Consider the following 12,107-nt stretch of genomic DNA (forward strand, 5'->3'; position numbering starts at 1 on the left):
GGACCTCGACGGGCCCTACCAGCCCTGCTTGCCCAGCACGTCGGTGTGGTCGCTGCCGAACCCGAGCGTGTCCTCGGAGAACTCCCCGACGGCCACCAGCGCCGGCGGCTCGTAGCTCTCGGCAACGTCCTGCTGGTCGCGCACGGTGTTGTTTTCCATGGCTTCATTCCTCCTTGTAGACGAACGGGCTCTCGGCTGGAGGGCCCGCCTGCCGCACGGCTTCAGGCGCTGATCACGGCCTTCTCGATCCGGCGAGGCCACGTCCTGAACCGTGCGGAGTCCCCGCGGCCTCTGCCGCGCCGCGACCGCGCCGGTCTCACGGCCGTTCGGAACGGACCCACTCCAGGACGGCCATCGCGCTGTGCATCTTGTTCTCGGCCTGCTCGAAGGCGATCGACCGCTCTCCGTCGAGCACCTGCGCGCTGACCTCCTCGCCGCGATGGGCCGGCAGATCATGCATGAACAGCGCGTCCGCTCCGCCGTCCCACAGCCGCTCGTCGACCTGGAACGGGGCGAAGACCTCGCCCCAGTGCGGATCCGGCTTGGAGGTGCCGGTGGTCTGCCAGCGCGTCGTGTACACCACGTCGAACTGCCCGGCCGCGCCCGCGGCCGGCGGCTCGCTCCGCTCCAGCACCGTCGCGCCGTGCTTCTCGGCCTGCCGCTCGGCCCTGGCTAGTACGCCGTCGGGGAGGCCGTATCCGGGCGGCGTGCGCAGTTCGAGGCGGACGCCGGAGAACCGGCTGAGCGCGAGGGCCAGCGCGACCGCGCTGTTGTTGCCCTCGCCGACGTAGAGCACGCGCAGATCCTCGACGGTCGAGAACTTGTCGAGCAGCGTCGTCAGATCCGCCAACGCCTGGGTGGGGTGCTCGTCGGTTGTCATCGCGTTGACCACCGACATGCCGCCGGGCGCCGCGAACTCGCGCAGCTCCTGCGGGTCGCCGGCGGTGCGGGCCACCAGCAGGTCGAGCATGCCGGAGAATACGCGCCCGGTGTCGGCGATGGACTCGCCGGTGTTCAGCTGCAGGTCCCCGGGCCCGTAGGCGAGCACCTGGGCGCCCAGCCGCAGTGCCGCCGCCGAGAAGGCGGTGCGGGTCCGTGTCGACGTCTTGCGGAAATAGGTGCCGACGATCTGGCCGTCCAGCGGTTTGCCCGCGGCGGCGAGGTCATGGCGGAACTGGACGCCGCGGGCAGCGATCGCCTCCAGATCGGCGTCGCTGAGGTCGTCGAGCGATATCAGATGTCTCATGCGGGGCCTTCCAAACCTGTCGCAACGGGGACCCTGGGGGCCTGGCCGAGCAGGTCCAGCGCCTGCTCGCAGTCCTGGGCGACCTGCACGAGCGCCCGCTCGGACGCGGTGATGAAGCCCTCCGCGTGCAGGTGGTCGAGCAGCGCGGTCAGCGGATCGAAGAAGCCGTCGACATTGAGCAACACCACGGGTTTCTCATGGAGGTTCAGCCGGTTCCAGGTGACCACCTCCATCAGCTCGTCGAGGGTGCCGAACCCGCCGGGCAGTACCGCGAACGCCGACGCCAGCCGGTACATGAGGGCCTTGCGCTGGTGCATGGAGCGGACGATGAAGAGCTCCGCGCCGACCCGGTCGGGATGCTCCCGGTCGAACAGCTCGTGCGGGATCACTCCGGTCACCCGCGCGCCCGCGTCGACGGCTCCGTTGGCCAGTGCGCCCATCACGCCGACGCCACCGGCTCCGTACACGAGCCCGACGCCCCGGCCGACGAGCGCCGCTCCGAACTCGGCCGCGACGTCCGTGTACTGGGGCCTGGTCCCCGCTCTGGAGCCGCAGAAGACGCCGATGCCCCGGGTGTGACGGGCAGTCTGCGCGGACACCTCGGTCACGAGTCGGTCCCGTCGAGGAAGTCGGTCACGGCCACTCCCGATCCGCGTTCCCGGGCACTGTCGAAGACGAGCCGGGCCACGGCGAGGTCGAGCACCCCGAGTCCGAACGGCGAGTAGACCGCGACGCGGCCGGGATCACGCCGCAGCTGTGTTCGCTTGGTCAGCAGGTCACCGATCTGGGCGTCGACGAAGTCCTGGTTTCCCGCCTCCTGCCGGGCCAGATCCAGCGAGGTCTTCTCGCGCAGTACGTGGTCGGTGTCGTCGACGACGTTGTGCGCACCGCGAATCGCGTCGGGGTGGATGTCGCGCAGCGAGATGTGCAGCACCGTCGCGCCCGGTTGGCATGCCTCAAGTCCGGTGTGCGGGGACGCCGCCGTGGTGGCCAGCGAGACCAGTTCGTGGGCGCCGAGAGCCTCGCTGATCGTCGCGGCAATCGTGTACCGCAGTTCCGGCAGGCGCCCCGCGGCCTTCACGATGAACGACCGCGCCCGCTCGGCGTCCTGGTCGAAGACGGTCACCTCGGCCAGTGCGGGCAGCTTGGCGGCGAGGAAGGCGAGGATCTCCGCGTTGATCACGCCGGCTCCGACCAGGCCGACTCCGCGCACTCGCTCGGGCGCGGGGACCAGCAGCGCGGCGCCCAGCGCGGCACTCGCGGCGGTGCGCTTGGCGGAGATCAGCGACGCTTCGAGCAGGGCCTGCGCCCGGCCGGTGCGCGGCGAGTTGAGCACCATCACCGCGCTGGCCCGTTCCAGCCCCACGTCGAGGTTGCCGGGGAAGGAGGCGATCCACTTGACCCCCGCGCTCTCGTGCGCGCCGCCCAGATAGCCGGGCAGCCCGATGATGCGTTTGCGCACGTCGTCGGGGAACCGCAGAAAGACCGAATGCGGCAGCACCGAAGCGCCCTGTGCGTGTGCCGCGTACGCCTCACCGACGAGGTCGATCAGATCGTGCTCGCGACCGTCGAGGATCTCCCGCACCTCGCGCTGTCGAATGATGAGCATCGTTACCCTTTCTCCCGCTGCGTCGCGGCGACCGAATCAGGGGTCTTCCACAGGTGCGAGACTTCGCCGAAGTGCTCCTGCACCCAGCTGTCCGAGTAGACGGTGTGCAGATAGCGGTCGCCTCCGTCAGGGAAGATCAGCACGCACACCGATCCGGCCGGGAGCCGCGGCCGCAACCGCTCGAACGCGGCAACGGTCGCCCCGGACGAGCCGCCGGCGAGGAGCGCCTCGCGCTGGCTCAGCCGGCGACAGCCCACCACGCAGTCCAGGTCGGTGACATGGACGACCTCGTCGGCGGCGCCCGGCTCGAACAGCGCGGAGCGGACCGAGGCGCCATGGCCCGGGATCAGCCGCCGGGGCGGCGGGCCGGACTCGGAGCCGGGCTGGAACAGCACGCTGCCCATGGCGTCGACCGCGATGACCTTCGTGTCCAGCCCGTGCTCGCGCACGTATCTGCTGCAGCCCAGCAGGGTTCCGGTGGTGCTGGTGGCGGAGAAGAGATAGTCCACGCGACCGTCGAGTGCCTCGACGATCTCCCGCATCGTCCCGGTGTGGGCCCGCGGGTTCATCTCGTTGGCGTACTGGTTCGTCCAGTACGCGTGCGGGATCGACTGCACCAGCTCCTTGACCCGGCGCAGCCGCACCGACAGGTACTCGCCGTCGGTGTCCGGCTCGGTCACCACCTCGACCTCGGCGTGCAACGCCCGCAGGATCGCCAGGTTCTGCTCGGTGGTCTTGGCGTCCACGACGCAGATGAAGCGGATGTCGTGGTAGCGGCAGACCTGGGCCAGGCCGACCGCGAGATTGCCCGAGCTGGATTCGACGACGACCGAGCGGCCCGGCACCAGCCGGCCGGAGCGGATCTCGTCCATCAGCATGCTGACCGCGGGGCGGTCCTTGATGCTGCCGCCCGGATTGAACCGCTCCATCTTGGCGAAGATCCGTCCGTCGAATCCCGGACGTAACCGCTCCAGTTCGATCAGTGGGGTGCTGCCGACGGCGGAAAGGATGCCGGTGAGCTCATGTTCTGCCACAACTCGATCCTTCGCGCCGGCCCTATAGCACCCCTATACGTGCCGCCCCGGCACGGGTCCTAGGGCAGCGTGGCGAGCAGGCCGGCATAGCTGAGACCCGCGCCGAAGCCGAGCAGCAGCGCGAGGTCGCCTCGTTTGACCTGTCCCGACGAGCGCATCCGCTCCATCGCCAGCGGAATGGACGCCGCCGAGGTGTTCGCCTGCTCGACGATGTCGCGGGCGACGACGACGCCGCCGAGGCCCGTGCTCTGTGCCACGGCGTCGATGATCCTGAGGTTGGCCTGATGCGGAATGAAGGCATCGACCTCGCCCGGTGTCAGGCCGGCGCCGTCAAGGATCTGCCCCACCACGCCGGGCAGTTCGGTCAGCGCCCAGCGGAACACGGTCGGACCCTGCATCCGGATGACGGGGCCCCGGTCCGGCAGCTCCGGGCGGCGGCGGACGGTGATCGCCTCGGCCAGGCTCGGCTGCCCGCCCATCACCGCGGGACCGATCTGCGGACGACGGCTCGCGGCGACGAGTACGGCGCCCGCGCCGTCGGAGAAGATGAAGGCCGTGCTCCGGTCGGTGGGATCGAGCAGGTCCGACATCCGCTCGACGCCGATCACCAGGGCCGTTCTGGCGCCGCCGGCGGTCACCGCGTCGGCGGCCAGCCGCAGCGCCACGGCGAATCCCGAGCAGGCGGCGCTCACTTGGACGGCGGGCGCGCGCACGCCCATCCGCGCCGCCACCGCCGACGGCAGGTCCACCGGATCGTCGCCCACGTGCGACATGGTCGCGATGATGACGCGATCCACTTCCGCGGGGCTCGCGCCGGCGTCGGCCAGCGCCTTCTCCCCCGCCGTGGCAGCCATCTCCGCCAGGGTCTCGTCGGCCTGCGCGAAACGGCGCGTACTGATTCCGGTGCGGCGCACGATCCATTCCGGGGAGGAGTCCAGCACCCGGCAGATCTCGTCGTTGCCGACCACGCGCCGCGGACGGAACACCCCGAGGCCCACCATCGCCGCACCACTCATACCGGCACCGCTCATGCCAGTACCGCTCATGCCAGCACCGCTGACCCGTCCGGCCGGTGTCCCCGGGTGCGGCGTGCGTCGAGATGGACGAACGTGCGGTGCAGCCAGCGGTCCCGGCCGTCGTAGCGCGGCGTGAAGGCGGTACGGCCGTGGATCGAGATCCTGTTGTCCACGAACGCGAGCTCGCCCGCGGCCAGCGTCAGCTGCGTGGAAACGCCCACGAACGCGTCGCGCAGAAGCTCCAGTGCCTGCTTCGCCTCGTCGTCCAGGGCGACGGTGGCGTTGAAGTCCACGCGCACATCGGGATCGTCCGGTGCGCCCGCGAGCACGGCGTGCGCCGCACCGGCGTCACCCTGCTGGAACGACGGCGGCGGGTCCGTGACGAAACGCGGACGGTGCAGCACCTGCCGGGCCGCCTGGGGAAGGTGGGCCAGCGCTCGTCGAATCGAGGAGACCACCGTGCCTGCTTTGCCGTCGTGGTCGCTGCGGAGGCACAACAGCCCGACGTAGTCGGGACGATGCGGGTGGAAGGCGTTCTCCACGTGCATCTCCAGCGAAACCGAGCCGGCGTTGCTCTGACTGCCCTCCCGGCCGGGCACCGGCACGACGTTCTGCACCAGCGCGCCGCCCTTCTCCGCCCGGTACGCGGCGAGTTCGCCCAGGCACGACGTGAGCAGCGCGATGATCGCCGCGGGCGCGGTCGGGGTGCGTACGACCGATTCCGCCGCCGTCGGAGTGGGCGGCAGGGTCGACTCGTCGACCGGCAGATTGCGGACGATCAGCAGGCCGTCGACGCCTGGATCGTGCCGGTAGTGGCGCACCGCTTCGCGCAGCCGAACCGGCAGGCGCACGGAGAACTCCCGCGCGCGAGCGACCCAGGCGTCCTCGTCAATTCTCGGCAGTTCCTCTCCGACCAGATCCGCGCCGACCGCGGCCACCGCGGCACGCTCGGACGTGGTCAGGGTGATGTCACCGGCGTCGGCGCTCCCTGTGCGGCCCATGATGATGCTCCGTTCCATCTCGAACAGGGCGCCCAGGATGGAGGAACGGGCAATATTTGATCGATACTTCCTGACTTCCCACGTGGACGAGGTCCTCGACGCTCACGAACCGGGCGTCTCCTCCAGGGCGAGGTCGTCCAGCACACTCTGCTGCCCGAGCAGGAAGCACAGCTCCGACCGGGAACTGGCACCCAGCTCGTTCTTGATCCGCCGCAGGTGGTTCTGGACCGCCCGTGGTTTCAGTCCGACGCGCCGACCGATCTGCTCGTCGGTCTTGCCCTCGATGACGAGGCGCTTGACCGCCTCCTGGACCTCGGCGCCGACCAGGTTCGCCGTCTCGGCGAGCGGAGCGGACTCGAAGATGATCGCCCGGCTCCAGAAACGGTCGAACAGGTCCCCCGCGAACCGCGCGACCGCGGGGTCGGTGAACATGGCCGCCTCGGTGCGCTCGGAGTTGGTGGGCACGATCACCACCTGGTGGTCGACGACGATGAGCCGGTCGAAGAACTCGTCGAGGGTGCGTACTTGGGCACCGTGCTCGGCGGTCTCACGGACGTAGTCCTTCGTGGGCTGGTCGTAGCGCGCGGGATGCTGGTACAGGGTGCGGGTGATCACACCGCGCTTCAGGCAGTCCAGGTGCGTGGGAAGCGCCTTGGCCAGCGTCGACTTGGACCGGGCGCCGCCGGGCTGGGCCAGCAGCACCTCTTCGCGCGAGGATTCGAGGGTGAAGCGGATGGTATCGTTGATCTTCTTCATGCCGGAGATCAAGCACGTGGACCTGCCGTTGGGCCCCGCCCCCGTCTTCGGTTCGTACTCCGACGGTATGACGCCGCGCCCCAGGGCTTCGCCCAACTCCCCCAGCAGATCGCGCAGTTCGTTCTCCACTCTGCGTGCGCGTGCCAGCAGTCGTCCGCTAGCGGGATCCGAGTCGCCTGGCCCAGTGGAGTGAGTGGCTCTTAACTGATCGGAAACCGCCATGAATCCTCCCCGTGTCATCTGGCTGTCTGTGGCGATGCTACTGGAAGCTGTGGATCATGTGTGCGAAGCATGTCCATGGCCCTGACCGAGCTTTTTGTCCCAGCGGGACTGTTGCTCGGGGCTTCGAACGCGGAGTCGTGTGGGACATGTGGGACAGATTCGCTTGAGGGCATCACCGGCGACAGATGGCGCCGTTGATTCCGTTTACGCCCTGAGAGGCACGGCGCCACTGCGCCAAACGGTACTACTGAAACAAGACACGACACCGCCCATATTCCACGGCCCCCACGATGCGGCGCAGGCCGCGCCCGGGCGGGCACGGCCTATGTCCAGGGGGAGACGGTCTTACGGGCACTTCGCCGCCTGGCCGACAGAGGGCAGCTGCGGCCCTGCTCAACGGCCTTCTGTGGTGCCGGTCCGGGACGTGCCGTCGCAGACGCCCGACGCGCCCCCGGCGAGAGCCACCCGCGCCACTCCGGCGCCATATTCCGGATCGCGTCAATCGGCCTCATGGAGCCGACGGCTCACCCGCGCGTCCACCCCGGGCCGGCGCGACACCCGAGCCTCGAACCGGGCAACGTCACCGGGACGCCCTACGAGCCGTTTTTTGACCGACATTTTGGCTCCCGGTTCCGAGCCCGCCGTGAGCAAGGGTCCGCTCGGCCCTCTCCCGTGAACGCGGATGTGTACCAGGGCGAGACGACCGCTCACATCAAGGTTCGCTGCGGGTCACCGTGAGTTCATTCAGCAGGAACCCGAGCACCTCGTCGCGCTGCTCGCCGAGATAGAAGTGGGCGCCGGGGAAACGCCGGACACGAAACGGCCCGGCCGTCGTGTGCGCCCAGGCCGTCAGCTCCTCGGCGCCGACGCGGGGGTCGTCGAGGCCGCCGATGGCGGACACAGGTATCTCCAGCGGGGTGCGCCGCTCGCAGACGTAGCTGTCGCACAGCCGGTAGTCGGCTCGGATCGTCGGGGCCAGCAGTTCCAACAGGGCGGGGTCGGTCAGCACTTCGGCCCGGGTTCCGCCCAACGACGCCAGGTGGTCGCGCAGTTGGCCGTCGGACATCAGATGCACCGCGGGGCTCTCCCTCACGAGATGCGGCGCCGCATATCCGGACACGACGAGCGAGTCCGGCGCGCGGCCCGCCTCGGTCAGCGCACAGGCGAGTTCGAACGCGATCAGGGCACCCATGCTGTGGCCGAACAGCACGAACGGACCGTCCTGTGCGTGCTCGATCAGCGCCTGGGCCGCCTCGGCCGCGACCGCCTGCACCGAGTCGGCCATGGGTTCGCCGAACCGCCCCTCACGTCCGGGCAGTTGCACGGGGACCACACGGGTCGCGGGAGCCAGCTCGGCGATCCACTCCCGGTAGGCCGACGCCGCGCCGCCCGCATGCGGCAGGGCGTACAGTCGCGGTCCCGAACCCGGGCCGTCGCCGTAGGGAAACCACTTCTTCAGCAGGCGCTCCGCCGCGCTCTGCGCCATGTCCTCACCCCGATCACAGCTCTTGGCCGGTGCCCGGCACATGGGCGACGACTGATTCGAGCAACGCCTGTGCGCCGCGGACCAGTTGCGGAGCCGGAGTGTCCTCCTTCGGGTTGTGGCTCACCCCCGCGGCACTGGGTACGAAGATCATCGCGGTCGGCACCCGGCCGGCCAGCACGCTGGCGTCATGTCCCGCGTAGCTGAACATCCGCGACCTCGTGCCGCCCGCTCGGCCGCAGCCTCGTTCGAGGACCTCGCACAGCCGCGCGTCGAAGGTGGTCACCGGCTTCGCCGAGATGCGGACCACGTCGCAGGTGCACCCCTCCGCCGCGGCCGCCTCGTCCGCCGCGGCCCTGAGCGCGAGGGCCACGTCGCCCAGGGCGCGCTCGGAGCCGGACCGCCACTCGACCACCAGCCTGGCCTCACCAGGGATGACGTTGGGAGCGCCGGGGAGGAACTCGATGAATCCGATGGTGACCACCATCGCCGGATCGGTCGCCGAAGCGATCCGGCGAACTCGCGTCGCGAGGGCGGCCGCTGCCATCCCGGCGTCGGCCCGCTGCTCCATCGGCGTGGTGCCCGCGTGGTTGGCCGACCCGGTCATCGTGACGGCGTAGCGGTCGATGCCGACGATGCCCTCGACCACCGCCAGATCCAGCTCGGCGTGCTCCATCCGCGGCCCCTGCTCGATGTGCAGTTCGATGAACGCCTCGACATCGGCGATGGCCGCCGACCGGGCGAACGCCGTCGAGCCGATCAGCCCGCCGGGTGAGTCCGGCCGCGCGCCCTCCTCGTCGAAGAACCCCGCCACCCGGAGGCTGCGCGCCGCCGGATGGTGGTTCTCGTGCAGCGTGCGCAGCACTTCGAGCGCGGCGATCACGCCGTAGGCGCCGTCCAGGCGTCCTCCTGCCGGAACCGTGTCGGTATGGGATCCGGTCAGCAGATACCGGTCCTCGCCGTCGGGTGCGGCGGCGAAGACATTGCCGATCTCGTCCGTCGAACCCGTCAGACCCGCCTCGCGGATGCGTCCCAGGAGCCAGGCCCGCCCTTGCAGGTCGGCTGCGGATCCCGCGATCCGGTCGACGCCCCCGTCCGGGCGTTCGCCGAACTTCGCGAAGCCGGCGATGTCATCGAGGAGACGCTCGGCGGAGACTCTCGGTGTCGTCATGGTGATCGCCCCCTTCACCCGACGCCGATCGCCAGCAGCGCCTGGCGTTCCGGCTCGCTGAGAATCGACACCCGGCCGACCTGCTGGTCCGGATCGTCGGTCGCGACCTCCACGAACCGGATGAACCGGTCGGCGAAGCGCTCCATCCACGCGCGGTCGAACAACGCGACGTCGTACTTGAAGAAGGCCCGGATCGAGGTGCTGCTCTGCACGATCTCCAGCATCACGTCGCACTGGCCCTCCTGTTGGGGGACGTCGAACGCCCGCACCCGGAGCGGCCCCGCCGTGTGCTCCCGTCCGCCCTCCTCCCCCGCGGCCAGCACGTCGGAGAGGGGACGGAGCCGATTGGCCGTCACCATGGTCACCGCGACCTGGGTGAGCGGCGGCCGGGAGGGGTCGTGCGGCAGCCCGAGCGCCTTCGGCAGCAGCGCGAACGGGTAGCCGACATGGGAGAGGCCCTGCTTCACCTGGGTGTCCACCGCGCGGAACAGATCGTCGAAGGTCGTCTCCCGGTCGAGGGTGGCGCGCAGCACCAGGGAGTTGGCGAAGGAGCCCGCCACCTCACGCATGTCGCGCGTCAGCCGCGTGGTGGTCGGCCAGCCCGTCAGGAAGTCGCTCTGACCGCTGTGCCGGTGCACCACCGCCTGGAACACCCCGGTGAGGAAGACGAACGGCGTGAAGCCGCGCCCGAACGCGCTCTCGCGCAGCCGTCCGGTGAGCTCGTCGGGGAGCCTGACCTCCACGGTGGCACCCTGCATGCGCGAACGCGCCGGGCGGGGGCGGTCCGTCGGCAGGTCGACCACGGTCGGGGCGCCGGCGCAGATCTCCCGCCAGTACTGTTCGTGCTCGGCGAAGCCCTGACCGCGTAACAGCGCCTGTTCCGCGGCGACATGGTCGTCCCAGGTGGCGGGCAACGGCTCCCAGTCCGGGTCGCCGCCCTGCGCGCAGGCGTCGATGAGATCGCGCATGACGATTCCCTGGGAACTCGCGTCGGTGGCGACGTGATGCGCGGTCACGGCCAGTACGCCGTCGAGGGGGGTGCGCCGGAAGAACGCCACCCGGTACGCGGACTCGTCGAGCCGCAAAGGCTTCGCCGTACTGCGGTGGACCAGCTCGTGGAGTCGGTCCTCGCCGATGTCCGCGGGCGTCTCGTGCAACTCCAGGAGGACCGAGTCGGCGTCGTGCACCACGCGGCGCACCCCGCCGTCGGTCTCGACGAACGCGGAGCGCATCATGTCGTGTCGTTGCGCGGTGGCCCGGAGCGCGGCCCGCAGGACGTCCGGGTCGAGTTCGCCGACGATGCGCGCGGCCACCACCACGTTGTAGGCCGGGCTGTCCGGCGCCATGCGATGGATCAGCCACAAGGCTTCCTGCCCGACCGAAAGCAGCCGTGTCATCGCGATTCCGCGACGTCCTCGGCCAGCCGCCCGGCCAGCGATCCGACCGTCGGATGGTCCCAGATCATGGCTGCGTCAACCACGACGCCCAGCTCGTCCTCGATGTCGCCGCACATGGTCAGCACGTAGATCGAGTCGAGTCCCAGCTCGGTGAGTTTCCGGTCCGGATCGATCCGCTCGATCGGGAGGTCTATGTAGAAGGCGATCCGCTCGGTCAGCCACCGGCGGATCTCGTCTGTGGTCGGCGCTGTGCCAGTCTCACTGATCATCGCCCCAGCGTCACAGGACCGTCTATACAGGAGCTATCGGCGGGGAGGCCGGGTACCGGAACCCCGGTGTCCCCGGCGTCCCCGCCGTCCCTGCCGTCCCTGCCGTCCGGCTCAGGCCGGCTTCACTACCACGTCGCCCGACGAGGTGGTGACCGAGATGGCCGGCCCGGATCCCGTGGGCACGCTCACCGACCGGCTCCCTGACGAGGTGTGTGCCGTCACCGCGTACGGTCCGCCGGGCACGGACAGCTCCACGGCGCCGGAACTGCTGTGCGTGGTGACCGAGTTGGGCCGCTCGGCGAAGGCGAGATCGATGCGGCCCGAGCTGGAGTTCGCGGTCGCCGCGCCCTTGCCCAGGCCCGCGCCGTGCACCGCCCCGGACGAACTGTCGACGTCCACCGCGCCGGCGATGCGATCGAGGGTGACCTCGCCGGAATCGGTGCTCACCTTGACGGCGGCGACGCCGGTGATGTCGACCGCGCCGCTGCTGTTGCTCGCGCTGACCTTCGCTGTCGCGGGCACGGTCAGGTCGTAGTCGATGTAGCAGTTGTCGCATCCGTTGCTGAAGGTCAGCGACCCGTCGGAAAGCGACTGGTCCGGGTGCGGTTTCGCGCTGTCGTGGTAGTGGACGGTCCGGTGAATCGTCACCGTGCCGTCTTTGCCGGGGTGGACGCGGACGGAGCCGTGGCGTCCGTCCTCGATGGAGACCGAGGTGACGCGGCCGGTGACCGACGTGTCGGCGCTCATCTGCTTGAGGGGGCCCTCGTTCAGGGCCGAGCCCTGGCATCCGCTCGCGCCCAGCACAGCCGCCGAGACGACCGCGGCCGCGGCGAGCAGACGAGGGGACGAGGGAACGAGGGAGACAAGACGGCTACGGGACATGGGGGGTTGTACCTCTCGGTC

13 protein-coding genes are annotated in these 12,107 nt (G+C 70.1%); all 13 read right to left on the reverse strand.

Translation table 11 applies throughout. The features are described from left to right. Positions 1-15: 15 nt before the first annotated feature. Positions 16-159 carry a lasso RiPP family leader peptide-containing protein gene (locus tag OG870_RS13455; RefSeq protein ID WP_266513253.1) on the reverse strand — a complete coding sequence of 48 codons (144 nt, stop codon included), beginning with the start codon at positions 157-159 and terminating at the stop codon, positions 16-18. Positions 160-316: 157 nt separating this feature from the next. Next, positions 317-1,246, reverse strand: coding sequence for an ornithine carbamoyltransferase (locus tag OG870_RS13460; RefSeq protein WP_327690892.1), 930 nt, complete (start codon positions 1,244-1,246; stop codon positions 317-319). After that, a complete protein-coding gene (locus OG870_RS13465) occupies positions 1,243-1,854 on the reverse strand; it encodes a TIGR00730 family Rossman fold protein (protein WP_266513258.1) in 612 nt (203 codons plus the stop codon). Before OG870_RS13465 ends, OG870_RS13460 begins: the two co-directional genes overlap by 4 nt. Next, entirely contained in the window at positions 1,851-2,855 is a 1,005-nt protein-coding gene (sbnB, locus tag OG870_RS13470; RefSeq protein WP_327690893.1) for a 2,3-diaminopropionate biosynthesis protein SbnB, read from the reverse strand. The genes OG870_RS13465 and sbnB overlap by 4 nt, the downstream gene beginning before the upstream one ends. Positions 2,856-2,857: 2 nt before the next feature. Beyond that, positions 2,858-3,889, reverse strand: coding sequence for a 2,3-diaminopropionate biosynthesis protein SbnA (gene sbnA / locus OG870_RS13475; RefSeq protein WP_266513263.1), 1,032 nt, complete (start codon positions 3,887-3,889; stop codon positions 2,858-2,860). A gap of 59 nt (positions 3,890-3,948) precedes the next feature. After that, entirely contained in the window at positions 3,949-4,935 is a 987-nt protein-coding gene (locus tag OG870_RS13480; protein WP_406349673.1) for a beta-ketoacyl-ACP synthase 3, read from the reverse strand. Beyond that, positions 4,932-5,906: a TauD/TfdA family dioxygenase gene (locus OG870_RS13485; protein WP_327690894.1), complete on the reverse strand. Its 975-nt coding sequence runs from the start codon at positions 5,904-5,906 to the stop codon at positions 4,932-4,934. The genes OG870_RS13480 and OG870_RS13485 overlap by 4 nt, the downstream gene beginning before the upstream one ends. A gap of 102 nt (positions 5,907-6,008) precedes the next feature. After that, entirely contained in the window at positions 6,009-6,662 is a 654-nt protein-coding gene (locus OG870_RS13490; RefSeq protein WP_266513271.1) for a helix-turn-helix transcriptional regulator, read from the reverse strand. Positions 6,663-7,596: 934 nt separating this feature from the next. Further along, a complete protein-coding gene (locus tag OG870_RS13495) occupies positions 7,597-8,370 on the reverse strand; it encodes a thioesterase II family protein (protein ID WP_266513274.1) in 774 nt (257 codons plus the stop codon). A 13-nt stretch (positions 8,371-8,383) separates the two neighbouring features. Next, positions 8,384-9,538 carry a Zn-dependent hydrolase gene (locus OG870_RS13500; RefSeq protein ID WP_327690895.1) on the reverse strand — a complete coding sequence of 385 codons (1,155 nt, stop codon included), beginning with the start codon at positions 9,536-9,538 and terminating at the stop codon, positions 8,384-8,386. Between the two features lie 14 nt (positions 9,539-9,552). Beyond that, positions 9,553-10,935, reverse strand: coding sequence for a condensation domain-containing protein (locus OG870_RS13505; RefSeq protein WP_266513278.1), 1,383 nt, complete (start codon positions 10,933-10,935; stop codon positions 9,553-9,555). Further along, complete coding sequence (locus OG870_RS13510) at positions 10,932-11,204, reverse strand: acyl carrier protein (RefSeq protein WP_266513280.1); 273 nt, start codon at positions 11,202-11,204, stop codon at positions 10,932-10,934. Before OG870_RS13510 ends, OG870_RS13505 begins: the two co-directional genes overlap by 4 nt. 111 nt (positions 11,205-11,315) lie before the next feature. After that, positions 11,316-12,086 carry a DUF4097 family beta strand repeat-containing protein gene (locus OG870_RS13515; RefSeq protein ID WP_266585132.1) on the reverse strand — a complete coding sequence of 257 codons (771 nt, stop codon included), beginning with the start codon at positions 12,084-12,086 and terminating at the stop codon, positions 11,316-11,318. Positions 12,087-12,107: the final 21 nt, after the last annotated feature.

The organism is Streptomyces sp. NBC_00461 (assembly GCF_036013935.1).
GTDB lineage: Bacteria > Actinomycetota > Actinomycetes > Streptomycetales > Streptomycetaceae > Streptomyces.

Excerpts from the sequence above, each read along its gene's own strand:
- OG870_RS13495 (WP_266513274.1), bottom strand. The coding sequence starts at position 8,370 with ATGGCGCAGAGCGCGGCGGAGCGCCTGCTGAAGAAGTGGTTTCCCTAC.
- OG870_RS13460 (WP_327690892.1), bottom strand. The coding sequence starts at position 1,246 with ATGAGACATCTGATATCGCTCGACGACCTCAGCGACGCCGATCTGGAG.
- OG870_RS13490 (WP_266513271.1), bottom strand. The coding sequence starts at position 6,662 with ATGAAGAAGATCAACGATACCATCCGCTTCACCCTCGAATCCTCGCGC.
- OG870_RS13480 (WP_406349673.1), bottom strand. The coding sequence starts at position 4,935 with ATGAGCGGTACTGGCATGAGCGGTGCCGGTATGAGTGGTGCGGCGATG.
- sbnB (WP_327690893.1), bottom strand. The coding sequence starts at position 2,855 with ATGCTCATCATTCGACAGCGCGAGGTGCGGGAGATCCTCGACGGTCGC.
- OG870_RS13505 (WP_266513278.1), bottom strand. The coding sequence starts at position 10,935 with ATGACACGGCTGCTTTCGGTCGGGCAGGAAGCCTTGTGGCTGATCCAT.
- OG870_RS13500 (WP_327690895.1), bottom strand. The coding sequence starts at position 9,538 with ATGACGACACCGAGAGTCTCCGCCGAGCGTCTCCTCGATGACATCGCC.
- OG870_RS13455 (WP_266513253.1), bottom strand. The coding sequence starts at position 159 with ATGGAAAACAACACCGTGCGCGACCAGCAGGACGTTGCCGAGAGCTAC.
- OG870_RS13515 (WP_266585132.1), bottom strand. The coding sequence starts at position 12,086 with ATGTCCCGTAGCCGTCTTGTCTCCCTCGTTCCCTCGTCCCCTCGTCTG.
- OG870_RS13485 (WP_327690894.1), bottom strand. The coding sequence starts at position 5,906 with ATGGGCCGCACAGGGAGCGCCGACGCCGGTGACATCACCCTGACCACG.
- OG870_RS13510 (WP_266513280.1), bottom strand. The coding sequence starts at position 11,204 with ATGATCAGTGAGACTGGCACAGCGCCGACCACAGACGAGATCCGCCGG.